Origin of the sequence: Sphingomonas arabinosi (assembly GCF_036663715.1) — a bacterium.
Lineage (GTDB): Bacteria > Pseudomonadota > Alphaproteobacteria > Sphingomonadales > Sphingomonadaceae > Sphingomonas.
Genome location: NZ_JAXOJN010000009.1, coordinates 25,727 through 43,334, shown reverse-complemented (window position 1 = coordinate 43,334; position 17,608 = coordinate 25,727). Strand labels below are relative to the sequence as shown.

Sequence of the window (17,608 nt, the reverse complement as noted above, 5' to 3'; positions counted from 1 at the left end):
ATCCTCCCCCGCCAGGGGGAGGTGGCTGGCCCTTGCCAGACGGAGGGGGAGGCACGCGAAACCGCAGCTGTGTGTCCGCTACTTCGGCGCCCACGGCGCGCCAAAAGCAACACATCGACTAGCTCCACACCGCCCCCGATCGGCCACCCCCACCACAACCCCAGCCACGTCTCACCGCTACCCAGGCGCGCCTCGTCGCATCGCGGGTTGCCGTAGGGCCGTGTTCAGCCTCCCCCGCCCACAACGACGCGACGACCGCGCGCAGGGGATTTTCGACGATGACGACCGACCGCGGGGCCTTGGCTGCCCTGCTCGCCACCATGACGATGCTCGCATCGGCGAGCCCGGCGCTGGCGCAGACCGAGCAGACCGCGCCCGTTCGCGGACTGGAAGGGCTGGCGAACCCCGCGCCGCAGACCAACGCGACCGTCCCGATCCCCGACGCGCCGAAGATCGTCCTGCCCACCGAGACGCCGACGCCCCAGCGCTCGCCGAGCCCGCGCCCTACGGATAAGTCTGCCACCGACAAGACCAATGCGGCAAAGACCAATGCGGCAAAGACCGCCGCCGACCGTCCCGCCGCGCGCAACGAACCGGAAACATCGACCCGCAGCGCCATGGACACTGCGCGGTCGTCGACCTCGGCCGAGCCTGCCCCGGTAGCGACACCTGCACCCGAGCCAACGGTGGCCCCGCCGCCGACCGAGGCACAGGTTACCGATGCAGCCCCGCAGCCCGCGCCGCAAACCGTACCCGATGCGACGCCCGCGCCGACCTCGCAACCGACGATCGCCGCGCCGGAGACGAGCAGGGCGATGCCGCTCTGGCTCTCGCTCGCCGTCATCGTCGTGGTGCTCGCCGCACTGTGGGTACTCCGCCGCAAACCTCGTGGCCGTCGTCAGGATCAGATGGAGCCCGAAACCCTCGCCGAGCCAACACCGGAGCCCGCGGCACCCGAACCCGTTGCGCGTCCAGCCGCTGCCGCCGCCACCGCCGCCGCCACCCCCGTGGAGCCAAAAGCCACGCCAGCAGCACCTGCCGTCGCAGCAGTCCCCACGACCGCGATCGCTGCGCCGAAATTCCTCGAACCCCGTGCAAAAACACCCCCGCCGCCGCCAGCGGCCCCCCGAGCCCGCGTCACCTGCGATCTCCGCCCCTTGCGCGCCGGCCTCAACCTCCTTAGCGCCACCGTCGAGTGCGAACTCGTCGTCACCAACGCCGGCACTGCGCCAGCCGAGGCGGTCCGCACTGGCGTCGCCCTCCTGACCGCGCACGCAGGCCGGGACACCGATCTCGCCCGGTTCAATGCCGCCCCGATCGGTCGCCCGGCCACGCCGCCCTTCGCGCTGGCACCCGGCGAATCGCGCACCATCCGCACCGTCGTGGCGATCGCGCGCGACGCGATCCAGACGATGACCGCCGCCAACCGCCCGATGTTCGTCCCCGTCGTCGCCACCAACATCCTCTACGCCACCGCCGGCGACGACGCACAGACGGCCCGCGCCTGGGTCGTCGGCATCGAACGCGTCGACTCCGCCAAGCTCGCCCCGTTCTGGCTGGACGCGCCCGCGCGCATGTTCACGACCGTCGCCGCTCGCCCCCACGGTGCCGAGTTCGAACGCTAAGGGCACCGGACAGCAGAAACCGCACGCTTGACGTTTATCGATAAACGATACATATCGTTTTTCGATAAGCGGAGGGTGGCATGCAGGATCGATTTCTAGGCATCGCAAGCGGACTTGTACGGTTTGCGCACTGGTTGAACTTGGTGGTCGCTATCGGTTTCGTAATCGCGATCATCTTGTCGTTCGTGTTCGGCGACGCGCTCACAACCCAGATTTCCACCAAATATCACGGCCAGCACGTCGCCGAGACGATCGCGTACCTCCGCATCGTTGCGGTAATAAGCATCGCTGTCTGCGCTGCCGTCTACCAGCTTTTCAGTCGCCTGCTGGCGATCGTCGAGACCGTGCGCGCTGGTGATCCGTTCGTCGTCGCCAATGCCGACCGGCTTCAGAGGATCGGTTGGGCGTTGTGCGCTATCCAGGTGCTGGACCTCGTCTTCGGCGCAATCGTGCTGATGCTCGACCGCATCGGCGTCGAACATGCGACGTGGGTTCCGGGCTTCACCGGATGGATCGGCGTGGTGATGATCTTCGTGCTCGCCCGCGTGTTCCGGCTCGGCGCGGCGATGCGCGACGATCTGGCGATGACCGTCTGATGCCCGTCATCGTCACGCTCGACGCCGTGCTCGCCGCTCGCGGCATGACGTTGACCGAGCTGTCGCAGACCGTCGACATCACGATGGCGAACCTGTCGATCCTGAAAACCGGCAAGGCGAAAGCGATCCGTTTCTCGACGCTCGAGGCGCTCTGCCGCGTGCTCGACTGCCAGCCGGGCGAGATCCTGAGTTTCACGCAAGAGGGGGAAGAAGCATGACCGAGGGTGACAACACACGCCGGACGGACGTGGGAATCCTTGGTGCGCTCCGCAGCGTCGGGCGAGCGATGGTCGAGACCTATCGGCATGGCGGACATATGGTCGTCATGGCGCCGCTCATACTGGCGATCGCCGTCGTGCCGGAATTCCTGCAACATATCGGCGAGATCCATCTGGGGATGTTCGACTCAGTCGACCGGTTCCGCGCGCTCGCCAACGATCCGCTGCGCTGGAGCTTTGGTTATGTGAAGGTGGCTGGGTTCATCATCGCCATTCTCGCCACCGCGCGATTCTGGTCGGTCGGGTCCGTCCGCCGCACGCTGCTCGCGCCGCCGCTTGTTCTGGTCAAGGTCGTGGGTGGCTTGCTGCTCGGCTACGCACTGGCGCTGCCGTTCGAATGGCTGGGCAAGCAAGGTCTGTCGCTTGCGATCGGCATTCCGTTCAAGATCGTCTCGGCGGTCATTCAGGCGGGTATTCTGATCTACGTCGTCGGCGCGTTGCTGGAAGACCGATCGGTGACGGCAAAGCGGGCGATGACCTCGCTCCTGCCCGCCGCGATCCTGCTCTGCGTCCTCGCGGCCATCGCCTTTGCGCCGTCGCAGTTGCTGCACATGGTGAACCACAAACTGGCCCTGGGTCAGCCGCTGCCGATCGTCTGGGCGCTGATGATCTTCGATGCGCTGTGGGTCGGGCTCTTCGCAGGCCTGGTCGGGTCTGCGTTGTTCGTCGGGTCGAGAACCGGGCTGACCTGGCAGGGCTGGACCGTGCGGCCTCGCGATCTGGGTGTGGTGAGTAAGCGGACGCTCGACGCGGCACAGTTTGAAGCTCGGACAGTCTGATCCTCACGGTGCTACCCCGGCTAAAGGCCGGGGCCCAGGCGGGAAAGCCAGCGTGATAGCGTGCAGCGTTTCGCTACCCCCGTTTCTCAACTGGGCCCCAGCCTTCGCCGGGGTGGGGTGTACGGAGTGATCTTCCCGCATACGAAAAAGGGCGACCCCATCGCTGGGGCCGCCCTTTTTCTTAGCTGCGGCCAGCAGGGGCAAAGCCCCTGCTTCGTCGGTCGGTGCAGGCACCGCCGGCCGGCCTTGCGGAAGTGCGATTTAGCCTAAGCTAAATCGTCTTTCTCGCTGCGGCTTACTTAACCTCGACGGTCGCGCCGGCTGCTTCGAGCTGCGCCTTGATCTTGGCGGCCTCGTCCTTCGACACGCCTTCCTTGACGGCCTTGGGAGCCGACTCGACCAGCGTCTTGGCTTCGGTCAGGCCGAGCGCGGTGATCGCACGGACTTCCTTGATGACGTTGATCTTCTTGCCACCGTCGCCGGTCAGGATGACGTCGAATTCGGTCTGCTCTTCTGCTGCAGGAGCGGCTGCGCCGCCGCCTGCTGCCGGTGCTGCGACCGCTGCTGCGGCCGAAACGCCCCACTTCTCTTCGAGCAGCTTCGAAAGCTCAGCTGCTTCGAGAACGGTCAGTTCGCTCAGGCTCTCAACGAGCGCGTTCAGGTCTGCCATGATAAATCTCCATCTCGGGGCTCATGCCCCATCAGTTCAAAAAGGTAACGAAAGGCCTGCAAGATCAGGCGGCTTCCTTCTCCGCGTAGGCGGAAAGCACGCGCGCGAGCTGCGCTGCCGGAGCCTGCGTGATCGTTGCCAGCTTCGTGGCGGGTGCCACGATGAGGCCAACGATCTTGGCACGCAGTTCGTCCAGCGAGGGCAGCGTTGCGAGCGCCTTCACACCGTCGACGTCGAGGGTCGTCGCGCCCATCGCCCCACCCACGATTTCGAACTTGTCGTTCGTCTTCGCGAATTCCACGACCACCTTGGCGGCCGCGACGGGATCGATGGAGCTGGCCAGACCGACCGGACCCGTGAGCATGTCGCCCAGCGAGCTGTAGTCGGTGCCGTCCATTGCGATCTTGGCAAGCTTGTTCTTCGAGACCTTGTAGGTCGCGCCGGCGTCGCGCATCTTGTTCCGCAGCACAGTGGACTGTGCGACGGTCAGGCCGAGGTTGCGCGTGACAACGACGACGCCGACCTCGGAAAAGGTGCGGTTCAGCTCGGCTACGGCCGCGGTCTTTTGATCACGATCCATGCCATTCTCCACGTTTTACGAGTTCACCGCTTAGGTAGTGGACCCGGTTACTAACCGGAGGCGCAGACAAACCCGCGCTTCCGGGGTGTCTCGTCGATGGGGCATGGGAGAGGGCAGCACGCAGATGGGCCGACAAAATCTCATTCCCCGTCTAGGTGGGAGATTAAGCACTGGCAAACCCTGTGCACCCACTGTCTCGGACGGAGTTCGACGAGCAAGCCCGCCGAACGAAGGTGCGCCTTAGCGGAATTGGCGGGGGAGTCAAGTTTGTGTGGTCGGGGTGGCGCGCGTGATCGTTGGCGCGTGTGATCTCGAACGCACGCGCGCTTCCTTGTTCTCCCGCGAAGGCGGGAGCCCAGTCTGGGTCCCCGCCTTCGCGGGGAAACAAGCCTTTGTCGGGATACAAGCCTTGGAGTCGTTGGCGCCGACTACGCGCTACCCGCGTCATCCTGACGAAAGTCAGGACCCAGAGCCACATGGGGCACCGTCCGTAACCCTGGGTCCTGACTTTCGTCAGGATGACGGGAGTGGGTGGGTGAGTGATCCTTGGTGAATGGCCAAAGTAGCGCGGACGCAAAAAGGGCCGGGATCGCTCCCGGCCCTTTTCTGTCTCTTAGCGGCAGGACGGGATTAAATCCCGTCCTCGTCGGTCGCGGTAGAACCGCGCCCGCCGGCCTGTCGCCGTCTCGGAATTAGCTCGCGCTAACCCCGTGCGGCTCGGGCTTACGCGCCTGCAACCTCAGCCGTATCGACCTTGATACCCGCACCCATGGTCGACGAGATCGCGACCTTCTGGACGTACTTGCCCTTGGCGCCGGTCGGCTTGGCCTTGACCACCGCGTCGACCAGTGCGTCGAAGTTCGCGCGCAGGTCTTCCGCTGGGAACGACGCCTTGCCGATGCCCGAATGGATGATGCCGGCCTTCTCGACGCGGTATTCGATCTGGCCGCCCTTGGCTGCCTGAACCGCGGCGGCGACGTTCATCGTCACCGTGCCGAGCTTCGGGTTCGGCATCAGGCCCTTCGGACCCAACACCTTACCGAGGCGACCGACGATGCCCATCATGTCCGGGGTCGCGATGCAGCGATCGAAATCGATCGTGCCACCCTGGATGATTTCCATCAGGTCTTCGGCGCCGACGACGTCCGCGCCGGCTGCGAGAGCCTCTTCAGCCTTCGCGCCGCGGGCGAACACGCCGACGCGGACGGTCTTGCCGGTGCCCTTGGGCAGCGTCACCACGCCGCGGACCATCTGGTCAGCGTGACGCGGATCGACGCCCAGGTTCAGCGCGATTTCGATCGTCTCGTCAAACTTCGACGTGGCGCCCGACCGTGCGAGACCGATGGCCTCGTCGATGCCGTGCAGCTTGACGAGGTCGACCGTGACGGCCTTCTGCTTCTTGCTCAGCTTAGCCATGATCTCAGCCCTCCACCACTTCGAGGCCCATTGCGCGGGCGCTGCCTTCGATGATCTTCGTCGCAGCGTCGATATCGTTGGCGTTGAGGTCCTTCATCTTCGTCGTGGCGATCTCGCTGAGCTGCGAGCGCTTGATCTTGCCGGCGACGACCTTGCCCGGCTCCTTCGAACCCGACTTGAGACCAGCGGCCTCCTTGATCAGGTACGAGGCAGGCGGGGTCTTGGTCTCGAACGAGAACGAGCGATCCGCATAGACCGTGATGACGGTCGGAATCGGCATGCCCTTCTTCAGTTCGCTCGTGCCGGCGTTGAACGCCTTGCAGAATTCCATGATGTTCACGCCGCGCTGACCCAACGCAGGCCCGATCGGCGGCGCAGGCTTTGCCTCGCCTGCAGGGACCTGCAGCTTGATGTATCCGGTAATCTTTTTAGCCATGTCACTCTCTTTATGAGGGCGGCGAACGCGTGAGCGAGCCACCCGGTGAGTCTAGCGGTGATGACGGCCACCTCTCGGCGACCTCCCGCAGATTTCCAGCAATTACGGTGGAAGCTGGCGCGCATAGACCAAAACGCGCGAGGCGGCAACTAGCGTTCGCGGTGCCTTGGAGGCAATACTCCGCGCCGACGTGCCGCGCTATTCGAAGACGTCGACAGGCCAAGCGATCTGCTTGGCCGCGGCGTAACACGCCGACCGCGTGGCGTAGCCGTCGGAATAGCTGATCAGTTCGCCCGCGTCGTGGAACAGCAGCCACGCCCACGTACCTGTCAGGACGAGCGGTGGCGCAAGGTCGAGCCCGTCGACCTCACGGATTTCCAGTCGCATCGATGACCGCTCGTCTTCGACCGGGCTCGCAGCAACGGGCTCCGCCTCGTCGAGTGTCTGGCCGATAAAGCGGCCGAACCTGTTGTCAGGCGCCATGACGGGGTACGATCGTTTCAAGCGGCACGGGCTTTCCCCAGTAGAAACCTTGCCCACAGTCTGCGCCGAGGGATTTTGCCAGGGCCAGATCGTCCACGGTCTCGATGCCCTCGATCACGGTTCCGATCATCCGGCTTCGGCAGTAATCGATGATCTCCTTCAGTAGCGATGCGGGAAACTCGCCCTTCAGGCACTTCTGGAAGATCTTCCTGTCGATCTTGACCTCGGAAACAGGCAGGTCGGAGATGCGGTCGAAGTTGGTCGCGCCCTTGCCGAAGTCGTCGAGCGAGACCGGTATGCCCATCGTTCCAAGCTCGTGCATGTTTTCCAGCAAGCGGCCATCAAGCCCCGAATAGCTGATTTCGGTAAGTTCGATCCCCAGCATACCGGGAGCGACGTTATGGCGACGTAGCAGGATCGGCAGCGCGGCGATGAAATCCGGATGCGCTAGCACCGCGGCGCTGCAATTCACCGCGACCGGCACCGGCCTGCCTTCGGCTTCCAACGCCGCAAGTAGGCGCGCTGCGGCTTCTACGGCAAGCAACGTCGCCGCGATCGCCAGGGAGAGGATCGTCGAGGGCGCGAAGATGTGCTCGGGGTTGAGCGACGGCCGATTGCGCAACCGCGTCAACGTTTCGTAGCCGGCGATGCTGTCGTCGTGCAGGCTGCGTTTCTCATGGAATTCGTGCGTGAGATTGGGCAGCAGGCGGCCTTGCTGGATCAGCCACGACAGGAAATGACGGTCGCCGATGTCGCCGTCATGTGGTTGCCGGGCAATGTCTGGCAGCCGGTCGGCAATGTCCTGCGCGGTAAAGGGCGCGTTCAACCAGTCGACATGATCGATGCCGGACTGTTCCGCCAAGGCGATGGCATCCCGAAAATGCACGCTTGGGCGCAACAGCGTCAACGTCCCGGAAAACTGTTCTTTGTCCAACAAGGCAATGAACGCGTGACGATTGCCGATCGAAGCGTCCGGGTTCATCACGATCAGGTCAGGCTGAAACGCGAGCCCTGCACGTTCTTCGCTGGGCAGGCCGATCCATGCGGTTTTGTGGCCCATCTCTTCGAGTTGACGATGAATGCCATTAGCCGCCGCGTTCTCGATATCAAGAAACAAGATGCGATGCCCGACTTCGATCGCATCCGGAGAAGGGCGAGCCCCTACATTGCCCGAGCGCAAGTGATCGCTGTGGATGTGCGATGTTTTAAGGGCCGTGTTCGTCAAGGGCATCAGTCATTTCCTGTAGGCGGATCGCTGAATACGGTTGCATGCGCGTTAAGCTAGATAGAGTTTGCCGGATACGCGGGACGTCATATTCGGGGCGCGTATTGTTAACTACCCGACGTCTTGTACGCGGACTGTCTTACAAATGTTAGCGTAGTATGACCGATGATGGTTAATTTGATGTGAAAGTAGTCCACGGTGTTCGGGGCAAATTGGCATGCCTGCGCCAACCCGATGATAATTAACAAATCTACGACCGCGAAAAGCCGGCTCGTAGTAGGGCCGATCTGAAATATATTTTTACATCTGGGTGGGTCCGAGATCCAAGTAGGCGTGTTGATGTGTTGTCTGCCTATATCTGGCCCAGTTTCTCCGTTTGATAACGGAGTTGGCCAAAACGCTTAATTATGGTGTTTGAGACGCGGCCGCTAAACGCGAGGCCGGCGACGAAGCGCGATAGCAGTCGTTTTGAACCGAATAGCTATCGGCAGGCGGCGGGCGAGACTTATAGTATTGCCGGAAACCGGATGGGGGCATCCAGAACAGGGGTGGGTATGATCGCTTTGTGCCGCGCGATGCTTGTCGCGCTGATGGTCGTGATTGCGGCGACCGCGCCTGCGCACGCGCAGGAGAAAACGGGAATAAAGCCTGGTTTCGTACTGCAGCCGGGAACTGCGCGGATCGTATTGATGCGACCTTCGATCCGGGTCGGCGCGCAGTCGACCGGCGGGATGTACGAGCCGAACGCCGACTGGACCGATCAGGCGAAGGAAAACATCGGCGCGGCGCTTGCCAAGGCGCAGGCTGGTCTCGGCAACAGCGTCGTCGGGTATGTCGAGCCGGTCGGCGCGAGTTCGGCCAAGGTCGCGGAGTATCAGGAATTGTTCGGGGCGGTCGCGTCGTCGGTGATTGAGTATCAGTTCTTCAAGGGTAACCGCCTGCCGACCAAGAAGCGCAAAGACCAGTTCGAATGGGGGCTCGGCCCCGACGTTCGAACACTCCCCGGTCTCGAAATGGCCGATTACGCGCTATTCATTACGACGGAGGATCATTTCGGTTCGACCGGGCGGAAGGTGCTGCAGGTGTTCGCGGCGATGGCGCGGGTCGGCGTCACCGCGGGGGTCCACAAGGGATTCGCCGGGCTGGTCGATCTGCGTACGGGAGAACTGGTCTGGCTGAACGCCGACATGCAGATGGGTGGCGATGTCCGCGACGCGGAGGGCGCCGACAAGCGCGTGCGGCAGTTGCTGGAGGGTTTCCCGGGTAAGCCGGTTGAAGCTACGGTGGCGGTCACTGCCGTTGCAGCCGCTCCCCCCATCGCTTCGGCGCACTGACATGCGGATCCCGATGGTCGGGCTTCTGCTCGCGACCGCGATCGGTACGTCTGCGCTCGCTGCCGACAAGCGCCCGCCGCTACCGACCTACACGCAAGCCTATACCCCGACGACGGTCGATGAGCGCGGAATATGGATGGAGGCGGACGAGCGCGAGCGGGTGCAGCGCGACTCCCGGTCGCTGGTCAAAGATCCGGCGCTCAACGCCTATGTCCGCGGCGTGCTGTGCCGGACCGTCGGGGAGGACCGGTGCCGATCGGTTCGGCTCTATATCGACGAGGTGCCGGCGTTCAACGCGTTCATGACGCCCAACGGCGCAATGGTGGTGTGGACCGGACTGCTGCTTCGTGTCCGCAACGAAGCGGAACTCGGCGCGATCCTCGGCCACGAGTTCGGGCATTTCGAACTCCGGCATTCGCTTAAGGACTTCAAGAGCCACCGCACTGGCACCGACCTGATGGCGTGGGCTTCGATCCTCGTCCGCAACAGCGGTAACATCCGATATGCCATGATCGGCCAGATGTATGCCTTCAGCCGCGATCAGGAACGCGAGGCCGACATGACGGGCTTCCAGTATCTCGCGCGCTCGCAATATCCGTCGTCGGCCGCCGCGGATGTCTGGGAGCACGTCATGGGCGAGGCCGATGCGACCGCGATCGGCCGCAGGGGCAGGGCGCAACACAAATACGTCGCCGGTGTCTTCGCCACTCATCCGACCGATCTCGCGCGTGCCACCTATCTCCGCGCCGCGTCGATCGAGGCGCATGACGTCAAGCCCGCAGTCGTCGACACGCATCGGACGGCGATGGCGAAGTGGCTGCCGATATTCCTTAACGACCAGATCAAGCTCAACGATTTCGGCGGCAGCGAGTATCTGCTCGCCACTTTGGCGGACGGTACCGGTTGGACGACGCCGCTGCTGTGCGCCCGCGGCGACCTGTACCGCGAGCGCGGCAATCCCCGCGATCTCGTCAGCGCCGCGCAGTTTTACCAGGAGGCGGTCGGCAAGGGCGACGCGCCACCTGAGGCATATCGCGGCCTGGGCCTGGCGTTGCTCCGCAGCCAGCGCGTTGCCGAGGGTCAGGCTGCGCTCGCCAACTATCTCCGCCTCAAGCCGGCCGCGACCGACGCCGCACTAATCGCCACGCTGATCTCGTAAGAAGGATGACCATGTCCAAGACCCTCGCAATGCTTGCCGCGGTCGCAACGCTCTCGCTCTCGGCCCCCGTTGCGGCTGGCAACAAGCTAATTTTCGCCGGCGAACGCATCGCCGTCGCCAAGTCGACGATGACCGTGCAGCCGGGCGCGGAGTGGAACAAGCTGTCCGAACGGCCCGGTCGCAACGCCGAAACCTGGACGCAGGACGGCGACGACCTGAACGACCTGAGCTTCTATGGTGGCATCGAGTCTGGCAGGCCGCTTTTCCGCGAGATCGACAGGAAGAACAAGCCGTTGCCGAAGGTCTCGGCGACGATGCTGATCACCGATATCCCGGTGCTGCTCGAGAACAGCTACCGGATCGCGCGCGACGCGTCGTCGATGGCGATCGACACGATCGCGCCGATACAGTTCGCCGGTAACAAGGGCGTACGATTTACGTACACGTTTTCGAAACAGAACGAGACGCTGCAGCGCCGCGGCGAAGCACGCGGTGCGGTGGTCGGCGGGAAGCTGTATCTGGTGACGTACGAGGCGCCGAGCTTGTATTATTACGACCGTAGCGTTGCGGCGGCTCAGGTCGTTGCAGATAGCGTTCGGTTTTGAGGCGCGCGGGTCTGTTGGCTGGGCGTCGCCTCGCTAACGGCATTCCTGGGGTCGGGGCGTCTGCCCCGACCCGTCATCCTGACGAAAGTCAGGACCCAGGGCAAAGCAGTTCCGCGTTCCGTAACTCTGGATCCTGACTTTCGTCAGGATGACGTAGCAGAGCGGGGATGTGTTTAGCGCCCCCCAAAGCGCGACGCGGGAGTAAATCGCGCGTCGTCGGTCGGGCCGGTGGCCCGCCGGCCGGGCTGGCGCCGTCACGCGATTAGCCCTTGGCTAATCGCGTCCGGCTTGGCCTTACTTGCTGCGTTCGACCTGCTCGAATTCCAGCTCCACAGGCGTGGCACGCCCGAAGATCGACACCGAAACCTTGACGCGGCTGCGGTCGAAGTCGAGTTCCTCCACCAGGCCGTTGAAGGTCGCGAACGGGCCGTCGAGGACCTTGACCTGATCGCCGATCTCGTAGTCGACCTTGACCTTCTGCTTGGGCGCAGCGGCGGCTTCTTCCTTGCTGTTCAGCATCCGCGTGGCTTCCGCCTCGCTGATCGCCTGCGGCTTGCCCATGCTGCCGAGGAAGCCGGTGACCTTCGGCGTGTTCTTCACGAGGTGATACACGTCGTCGTTCATGTTCAGCTTGGCAAGCACATAGCCCGGCATGAACTTGCGCTCGACCGCGATCTTCTTGCCGCGGCGGGCCTCGGTGGTGGTTTCGGTCGGGACTTCGATCTGCTCGACGAGCTGTTCGAGACCCATCCGGGTCGCCTCGGCCATGATCGAGTCGCGGACCTTGCCCTCGAAGCCCGAATAGGCGTGAATGATGTACCAGCGCGCCATGACGGAACCTTGCTTACTGAGCGAGTTTGAGGAGGGCGGAGACGATCGCTTGCAGGATCGAGTCGACGCCCAGGAAGAACAGCGCGAGGATCGTCGTCATGATCACCACCATCACGCCGGTCATGACCGTCTCGCGACGCGTCGGCCAGGTGACCTTCGCGGTCTCGTTGCGGACCTGCTGGATGAATTCGAGGGGGGACGTCTTCGCCACGATGTTCTTCGAACCCGCTGATTGAGAAACTGAGATGCGAGGCATAGACCCACTAGCCGCTCCCTGTGAAGGGGTGCGGCGGCAGGTCCGTCCTCGCTGTCGGAAGCGCGGCAGATAGCTTCCGCTCGTGGTGAAAGCAAGTGCGCGGCAGGAGGGGGGAGCGAGCATGCCCGTAGATGGCAGGCGAGGGCCAGAGAAGTGGCGCATGGGCAAAGAAGTGGCGGGGGAGAGCGCTTGGGTCACTCGATCCCCCGCACGATCGTCTTGCCGGTGCCGGTTTGACCGGCGGCTCCGCTCCCACGGTTTCTATTTATCGTTCGGCTTGACGACGGCACACAGCCTGTACGCCGAACGCGGACGAAAAAAAAGGCCGGTACAAGACCGGCCGTAAAAGTTTTTAGGAGAGGATGCCTGAAAGGCTTGAGTGTTGTGCATCGCAGCAGATGATTTCTCAAGTGCGCAATATGCATCAAGGAATGCAATTTCTGCAATCGCAATGGACGCAGGAAAACGGCGAGCGCGAATACCGCAATGTTGACCGAAATTTAAAGGGGGTGGCAGGAGTGCTCGGATTCGAACCGAGGGCCTTCGGTTTTGGAGACCGACGCTCTAACCAACTGAGCTACACTCCTACACGGACGCGCCCCTTACCCAGCGTTTTCGGGAAGGGCAAGCGTCTCGCGTGCAATTCGTTCGGGAACCATGATCGCGACGATCACGCGTTGGACGATCCGCTGTTTGCTCGCTAACCCCGGAGCCGTCTCATTGGATGTATGAAAGCGTAATCGTATGAAGGCGGGATTGATGACGCTGGCGCTGCCGGTCGCGGCGCTGCTCATGGGGGCGGGCCCGGTACCGCAGGCGCCGGACCTCGGGCCGCAGCTCGAACGCTTCGCCTATCCGTGGCCGGTTCAGACGATGGACGTCGATATCGTCGGCGCGCCTGCGCAGATGGCCTTCATGGATATTGCGCCGCAGCGTCCCAACGGCCGCACGGTCGTCCTGCTGCACGGCAAGAATTTCTGCGGTGCGACCTGGGGCAGCACCGTACGGGCGCTGAGCAAGGTCGGCTACCGGGTGATAGTTCCCGACCAGATCGGCTTCTGCAAATCGTCCAAGCCACGCGCGGCGCAGTATAGTTTCGAAATGTTGGCGACGTTCACCAAGCGGCTGCTCGAATCGCGCGGGATCACGCGGGCGACGATCGTCGGGCATTCGATGGGTGGCATGCTCGCGATACGGTACGCGATTCTTTACCCGGCGTCGGTCGAGAAGCTGGTGCTCGTCAATCCGCTCGGTCTCAAGGATCGCGGCGAAGAGGGGGTGCCCTATACCGATGTCGATACGCTCTGGGCGGGCGAGAAGAAGACGAGCTACGCGTCGATCAAGGCGTACCAGCTCGAGAACTACTATCACGGCGTATGGAAGCCGTCCTACGACCGCTGGGTCTGGATGCAGGCCGGCATGTACCAGGGGGCTGGCCGCGACACCGTTGCGCTCGCCCAGGCTAAGACCAGCGAGATGATCAAGACGCAGCCGGTCGCGCACGAACTCTACCGGATCACCCCGCCGACCACGCTCATCATCGGCACGCTCGACAGGACCGCCTTCGGCCGTGCGCAGGCGCCGGCGAATCTGCGCAAGTCCCTGGAAGCGATTCCGGCGGTCGCGCCGCGCGCTGTGAAGCAGATGCCGAATGCGAATCTGGTGATGCTGGAAGGGCTGGGCCACTCGCCACAGGTCGAGGATCCTGCGCGATTCGAGAAGACGTTGCTCGCCGTGCTCGGGACGCGGTCGCGGTAGGGGGAGCCGCGCGATCCTCCCCCGCCAGGGGGGTGGGTGGCGCTTGCCGGACGGAGGGGAAGGGACGGGTTACAGCCGTTGCGTGTTTCTCCCCCTCCGTCACCTTCGATGCCACCTCCCCCTTGCGGGGGAGGATTAGAAAGGGTGGTCGACGGAGTTGCATGGGCGTTCGTATCCCCCTGAAACCAATCCTCTGCCTGCCACCCAAGCTGATTCCGCCCCGTTGACCCCGACCCCGTCCTGACCTATAGGCGCGCCCTGTTCTTCGGGAGTCTTTCCCGCCGGGCATGCTTGAACATTGCTGGATGCATTCCAGGGCCTGAGGAGCGTTTTCACTTCATAGGGTCCTTTTTGTATTCTCAGGCGCCTCATGGCTCCAGCAAAGTAACCACTTGAAAGGTGAAGGCTTCAATGCCGACGATCAACCAGCTGGTCCGCAAGGGCCGCGATCCGCAGAAGGCCAAGTCGAAGGTCCCTGCGATGGAAGCAAATCCGCAGAAGCGTGGCGTTTGCACGCGCGTCTACACGACGACCCCGAAGAAGCCGAACTCGGCTCTGCGCAAGGTGGCCAAGGTTCGCCTGACCAACCAGCGCGAAGTCATCAGCTACATCCCGGGCGAGGGCCACAATCTTCAGGAGCATTCGGTTGTCCTGATCCGTGGCGGTCGTGTCCGCGATCTTCCCGGTGTTCGCTATCACGTCCTGCGCGGCGTGCTCGATACACAGGGTGTGAAGGACCGGCGTCAGTCGCGTTCCAAGTACGGCGCTAAGCGTCCGAAGTAAGCCGGTCAGGTATCTGATCACTACGGCTGAAGTTTAGAAGGAATACAAAATGGCACGTCGTCGTCGTCCCGAAAAGCGGGTCATCCTGCCTGATCCCAAGTTCGGGGATGAGGTTCTGTCGAAGTTCATGAACAGCGTCATGCTGGACGGCAAGAAGTCCGTCGCAGAGCTGATCGTGTACGGTGCGTTCGAAACCGTCGAGCAGCGCGCCAAGCGCGATCCGATCGGCGTTTTCCATGATGCGCTCAACAACGTGAAGCCGGGCATCGAAGTTCGTTCGCGTCGCGTCGGTGGTGCAACCTACCAGGTTCCCGTCGAAGTGCGTCCCGAGCGTGCACAGGCGCTGGCGATCCGCTGGCTGATCGGTGCGGCGCGTTCGCGCAGCGAGAACACGATGGCCGCACGGCTGTCGGGCGAGCTGATGGACGCCGCCAACAACCGTGGCAACGCGGTGAAGAAGCGTGAAGATACGCACCGGATGGCGGAAGCCAACCGTGCATTCTCGCACTACCGCTGGTAAAAGCGGGCTTCGAAGACTAGCATTGGTAACCGCGTCACGGGCGGTCTTTCGCCTGTAACGCAAACACCTATATATTGGGGAGCCGGCACGTTCGGCTCCCCATATCCTTAAGGAAGCACGATCATGGCCCGCAGCCATCCGCTCGACCGTTACCGTAACATCGGCATCATGGCGCACATCGACGCCGGCAAGACGACGACGACCGAGCGCATCCTCTATTACACCGGCAAGTCCTACAAGATTGGCGAAGTGCACGAAGGCACCGCGACGATGGATTGGATGGAGCAGGAGCAGGAGCGCGGGATCACGATCACGTCGGCTGCGACCACCTGCAAGTGGCGCGCCGAAGAAGGTAAGGGCGAAGAGCACCTTATCAACATCATCGATACGCCTGGGCACGTCGACTTCACGATCGAAGTCGAGCGTTCGCTCCGCGTGCTCGACGGTGCCGTGGCATGCTTCGACGGCGTTGCCGGCGTCGAGCCGCAGTCCGAGACCGTGTGGCGCCAGGCCGACAAGTACGGCGTGCCGCGCATGTGCTTCATCAACAAGCTCGACCGGACCGGCGCCGATTTCTACTTCTGCGTCAATTCGATCATCGAGCGCCTCGGCGCGCGCCCGGCCGTGCTGTATCTCCCGATCGGCATGGAAGGCGGCTTCAAGGGCCTCGTCGATCTCGTCGAGAACCGCGCGATTATCTGGCTCGAAGAGTCGCTCGGCGCGAAGTTCGAATATGCCGAGATCCCCGCGGATCTGGCCGACAAGGCCGCGAAGTATCGCAGCGAGCTGATCGAAATGGCCGTCGAGCAGGACGATGCCCTCATGGAGGCGTATCTCGAAGGCAACGAGCCTAGCGTTGCCGATCTCAAGGCGCTGATCCGCAAGGGTACGCTGAGCATGGCGTTCGTGCCGGTCGTTTGCGGTTCGGCGTTCAAGAACAAGGGCGTCCAGCCCCTGCTCGACGCCGTGGTCGACTATCTGCCTTCGCCGCTCGACGTTCCCGCGATCCAGGGTCTGAAGCTCGACGGCGTGACGCCGGACGAGCGTCCTTCGTCGGACGAGGTTCCGTTCTCGGCACTGGCGTTCAAGATCATGAACGATCCGTTCGTCGGTACGCTGACCTTCGCCCGCATCTATTCGGGCAAGCTGGAGACCGCATCGCAGGTCACCAACTCGGTCAAGGACAAGAAGGAAAAGGTCGGTCGCATGCTGCTTATGCATGCGAACAGCCGTGAGGATATCCAGGAGGCTTTCGCTGGCGACATCGTCGCTCTCGCGGGTCTCAAGGACACCACGACCGGTGACACGCTCTGCGCGATGAACGCACCGATCATCCTCGAGCGGATGGAATTCCCCGAGCCCGTGATCGAGCTGTCGGTGGAGCCGAAGACCAAGGCCGACCAGGAGAAGATGGGCGTCGCGCTCAATCGTCTCGCACGCGAGGATCCTTCGTTCCGCGTTTCGTCGGACCCCGAGTCGGGTCAGACCATCATCAAGGGAATGGGCGAGCTCCATCTCGAGATTCTGGTCGATCGCATGAAGCGTGAGTTCAAGGTCGAGGCGAACGTCGGCGCTCCTCAGGTCGCGTATCGCGAGTATCTGAAGAAGCCGGTCGACGTCGACTACACGCACAAGAAGCAGTCGGGTGGTACCGGCCAGTTCGGTCGCGTGAAGGTCAAGGTCACGCCGGGCGAGCGCGGTTCGGGCATCACGTTCAAGGATGAGATCAAGGGCGGCAACATTCCGAAGGAATATCTGCCGGCGATCGAGAAGGGCTTCCGCGAAACCGCTGCGTCGGGTTCGCTGGTCGGCTTCCCGATCATCGATTTCGAGATCGTGCTGTATGACGGCGCGTATCACGACGTCGACTCGTCGGCGCTGGCGTTCGAAATCTGTGCCCGTGGCGCGATGCGCGAAGTCGCACAGAAGTCGGGCATCACGCTGCTCGAGCCGGTCATGAAGGTCGAAGTCGTCACCCCGGAGGATTATCTGGGCGACGTCATCGGCGACATGAACAGCCGTCGTGGCCAGATCCAGGGCACCGACAGCCGCGGCAACGCACAGACGGTTGAGGCGATGGTCCCGCTGGCCAACATGTTCGGCTACGTGAACTCGCTCCGTTCGTTCACGCAGGGTCGCGCGAACTACTCGATGCAGTTCTCGCACTATGACGAAGTGCCGCAGAACGTTGCTGACGAGGTGAAGGCTAAGCTGGCGTAAGCCGAAGGCGCACGGAGCTAGGGCAACCTAGCTCCGAGACGCCGCAAGGCCGGC

19 protein-coding genes and 1 tRNA gene are annotated in these 17,608 nt (G+C 63.1%); 11 read left to right on the top strand and 9 right to left on the bottom strand.

Annotated elements, in window-relative coordinates:
- Positions 1-278: 278 nt before the first annotated feature.
- From U1708_RS14720 to U1708_RS14705, 4 genes are all read left to right on the top strand, one after another.
- Positions 279-1,625, top strand: a complete 1,347-nt coding sequence (locus U1708_RS14720) for a hypothetical protein (RefSeq protein ID WP_332746576.1) — start codon at positions 279-281, stop codon at positions 1,623-1,625.
- Positions 1,626-1,705: 80 nt separating this feature from the next.
- On the top strand, positions 1,706-2,221 hold the full coding sequence (locus U1708_RS14715; RefSeq protein ID WP_332746575.1) for a DUF2975 domain-containing protein: 516 nt from the start codon (positions 1,706-1,708) through the stop codon (positions 2,219-2,221).
- Positions 2,221-2,439 (top strand): helix-turn-helix domain-containing protein, encoded by a 219-nt coding sequence (locus U1708_RS14710; RefSeq protein WP_332746574.1) that lies wholly within the window; start codon positions 2,221-2,223, stop codon positions 2,437-2,439. Before U1708_RS14715 ends, U1708_RS14710 begins: the two co-directional genes overlap by 1 nt.
- Positions 2,436-3,278, top strand: coding sequence for a hypothetical protein (locus U1708_RS14705; RefSeq protein ID WP_332746572.1), 843 nt, complete (start codon positions 2,436-2,438; stop codon positions 3,276-3,278). The genes U1708_RS14710 and U1708_RS14705 overlap by 4 nt, the downstream gene beginning before the upstream one ends.
- A 295-nt stretch (positions 3,279-3,573) precedes the next feature.
- Here the strand turns inward: U1708_RS14705 and rplL are convergent, their stop codons facing one another.
- The 6 genes from rplL to U1708_RS14675 all read right to left on the bottom strand — a co-directional run bounded on the left by rplL (position 3,574) and on the right by U1708_RS14675 (position 8,094).
- Complete coding sequence (gene rplL / locus U1708_RS14700) at positions 3,574-3,948, bottom strand: 50S ribosomal protein L7/L12 (protein ID WP_056047577.1); 375 nt, start codon at positions 3,946-3,948, stop codon at positions 3,574-3,576.
- Between the two features lie 64 nt (positions 3,949-4,012).
- Entirely contained in the window at positions 4,013-4,528 is a 516-nt protein-coding gene (rplJ, locus tag U1708_RS14695; RefSeq protein ID WP_055879768.1) for a 50S ribosomal protein L10, read from the bottom strand.
- Between the two features lie 723 nt (positions 4,529-5,251).
- The gene (rplA, locus tag U1708_RS14690) at positions 5,252-5,944 is read right to left on the bottom strand and encodes a 50S ribosomal protein L1 (RefSeq protein WP_332746571.1); all 693 of its coding nucleotides are present in this window, start codon (positions 5,942-5,944) and stop codon (positions 5,252-5,254) included.
- A 4-nt stretch (positions 5,945-5,948) separates the two neighbouring features.
- Positions 5,949-6,380, bottom strand: a complete 432-nt coding sequence (gene rplK, locus U1708_RS14685) for a 50S ribosomal protein L11 (RefSeq protein WP_031392847.1) — start codon at positions 6,378-6,380, stop codon at positions 5,949-5,951.
- A gap of 198 nt (positions 6,381-6,578) precedes the next feature.
- A complete protein-coding gene (locus U1708_RS14680; RefSeq protein WP_332746570.1) occupies positions 6,579-6,863 on the bottom strand; it encodes a YegP family protein in 285 nt (94 codons plus the stop codon).
- A complete protein-coding gene (locus U1708_RS14675; RefSeq protein ID WP_332746569.1) occupies positions 6,853-8,094 on the bottom strand; it encodes an EAL domain-containing protein in 1,242 nt (413 codons plus the stop codon). The genes U1708_RS14680 and U1708_RS14675 overlap by 11 nt, the downstream gene beginning before the upstream one ends.
- Before the next feature lie 548 nt (positions 8,095-8,642).
- Here U1708_RS14675 and U1708_RS14670 point away from each other — a divergent pair.
- From U1708_RS14670 to U1708_RS14660, 3 genes are read left to right on the top strand one after another with little or no spacing between them, the layout of a single operon-like run.
- Positions 8,643-9,422, top strand: coding sequence for a hypothetical protein (locus U1708_RS14670; RefSeq protein WP_332746657.1), 780 nt, complete (start codon positions 8,643-8,645; stop codon positions 9,420-9,422).
- 1 nt (position 9,423) lies between these two features.
- A complete protein-coding gene (locus tag U1708_RS14665) occupies positions 9,424-10,581 on the top strand; it encodes a M48 family metallopeptidase (protein WP_332746568.1) in 1,158 nt (385 codons plus the stop codon).
- A gap of 11 nt (positions 10,582-10,592) precedes the next feature.
- A complete protein-coding gene (locus U1708_RS14660; RefSeq protein ID WP_332746567.1) occupies positions 10,593-11,186 on the top strand; it encodes a hypothetical protein in 594 nt (197 codons plus the stop codon).
- A 294-nt stretch (positions 11,187-11,480) separates the two neighbouring features.
- Here the strand turns inward: U1708_RS14660 and nusG are convergent, their stop codons facing one another.
- The 3 genes from nusG to U1708_RS14645 form a co-directional block, all read right to left on the bottom strand.
- Positions 11,481-12,017 carry a transcription termination/antitermination protein NusG gene (nusG, locus tag U1708_RS14655; RefSeq protein WP_055872668.1) on the bottom strand — a complete coding sequence of 179 codons (537 nt, stop codon included), beginning with the start codon at positions 12,015-12,017 and terminating at the stop codon, positions 11,481-11,483.
- Between the two features lie 13 nt (positions 12,018-12,030).
- Positions 12,031-12,228: a preprotein translocase subunit SecE gene (gene secE, locus U1708_RS14650; RefSeq protein ID WP_056047594.1), complete on the bottom strand. Its 198-nt coding sequence runs from the start codon at positions 12,226-12,228 to the stop codon at positions 12,031-12,033.
- Positions 12,229-12,783: 555 nt separating this feature from the next.
- Positions 12,784-12,860, bottom strand: a tRNA-Trp gene (locus U1708_RS14645).
- Between the two features lie 157 nt (positions 12,861-13,017).
- Here U1708_RS14645 and U1708_RS14640 point away from each other — a divergent pair.
- The 4 genes from U1708_RS14640 (at position 13,018) to fusA (ending at position 17,554) form a co-directional block, all read left to right on the top strand.
- The gene (locus U1708_RS14640; protein WP_332746566.1) at positions 13,018-14,031 is read left to right on the top strand and encodes an alpha/beta fold hydrolase; all 1,014 of its coding nucleotides are present in this window, start codon (positions 13,018-13,020) and stop codon (positions 14,029-14,031) included.
- A gap of 411 nt (positions 14,032-14,442) precedes the next feature.
- The gene (rpsL, locus tag U1708_RS14635) at positions 14,443-14,814 is read left to right on the top strand and encodes a 30S ribosomal protein S12 (RefSeq protein WP_010164594.1); all 372 of its coding nucleotides are present in this window, start codon (positions 14,443-14,445) and stop codon (positions 14,812-14,814) included.
- Between the two features lie 49 nt (positions 14,815-14,863).
- The gene (gene rpsG, locus U1708_RS14630; RefSeq protein WP_055872660.1) at positions 14,864-15,334 is read left to right on the top strand and encodes a 30S ribosomal protein S7; all 471 of its coding nucleotides are present in this window, start codon (positions 14,864-14,866) and stop codon (positions 15,332-15,334) included.
- Between the two features lie 123 nt (positions 15,335-15,457).
- On the top strand, positions 15,458-17,554 hold the full coding sequence (gene fusA, locus U1708_RS14625; protein WP_307083473.1) for an elongation factor G: 2,097 nt from the start codon (positions 15,458-15,460) through the stop codon (positions 17,552-17,554).
- Positions 17,555-17,608: the final 54 nt, after the last annotated feature.

Bases quoted from the DNA above. Each gene is read 5' to 3' on its own strand.
- U1708_RS14710 (WP_332746574.1), top strand. From the start codon at position 2,221: ATGCCCGTCATCGTCACGCTCGACGCCGTGCTCGCCGCTCGCGGCATG.
- rpsG (WP_055872660.1), top strand. From the start codon at position 14,864: ATGGCACGTCGTCGTCGTCCCGAAAAGCGGGTCATCCTGCCTGATCCC.
- U1708_RS14660 (WP_332746567.1), top strand. From the start codon at position 10,593: ATGTCCAAGACCCTCGCAATGCTTGCCGCGGTCGCAACGCTCTCGCTC.
- U1708_RS14680 (WP_332746570.1), bottom strand. From the start codon at position 6,863: ATGGCGCCTGACAACAGGTTCGGCCGCTTTATCGGCCAGACACTCGAC.
- rplJ (WP_055879768.1), bottom strand. From the start codon at position 4,528: ATGGATCGTGATCAAAAGACCGCGGCCGTAGCCGAGCTGAACCGCACC.
- U1708_RS14665 (WP_332746568.1), top strand. From the start codon at position 9,424: ATGCGGATCCCGATGGTCGGGCTTCTGCTCGCGACCGCGATCGGTACG.
- U1708_RS14675 (WP_332746569.1), bottom strand. From the start codon at position 8,094: ATGCCCTTGACGAACACGGCCCTTAAAACATCGCACATCCACAGCGAT.
- U1708_RS14705 (WP_332746572.1), top strand. From the start codon at position 2,436: ATGACCGAGGGTGACAACACACGCCGGACGGACGTGGGAATCCTTGGT.
- U1708_RS14720 (WP_332746576.1), top strand. From the start codon at position 279: ATGACGACCGACCGCGGGGCCTTGGCTGCCCTGCTCGCCACCATGACG.
- rplK (WP_031392847.1), bottom strand. From the start codon at position 6,380: ATGGCTAAAAAGATTACCGGATACATCAAGCTGCAGGTCCCTGCAGGC.
- rplL (WP_056047577.1), bottom strand. From the start codon at position 3,948: ATGGCAGACCTGAACGCGCTCGTTGAGAGCCTGAGCGAACTGACCGTT.
- fusA (WP_307083473.1), top strand. From the start codon at position 15,458: ATGGCCCGCAGCCATCCGCTCGACCGTTACCGTAACATCGGCATCATG.
- rpsL (WP_010164594.1), top strand. From the start codon at position 14,443: ATGCCGACGATCAACCAGCTGGTCCGCAAGGGCCGCGATCCGCAGAAG.
- rplA (WP_332746571.1), bottom strand. From the start codon at position 5,944: ATGGCTAAGCTGAGCAAGAAGCAGAAGGCCGTCACGGTCGACCTCGTC.
- U1708_RS14670 (WP_332746657.1), top strand. From the start codon at position 8,643: ATGATCGCTTTGTGCCGCGCGATGCTTGTCGCGCTGATGGTCGTGATT.
- U1708_RS14715 (WP_332746575.1), top strand. From the start codon at position 1,706: ATGCAGGATCGATTTCTAGGCATCGCAAGCGGACTTGTACGGTTTGCG.
- U1708_RS14640 (WP_332746566.1), top strand. From the start codon at position 13,018: ATGAAGGCGGGATTGATGACGCTGGCGCTGCCGGTCGCGGCGCTGCTC.
- nusG (WP_055872668.1), bottom strand. From the start codon at position 12,017: ATGGCGCGCTGGTACATCATTCACGCCTATTCGGGCTTCGAGGGCAAG.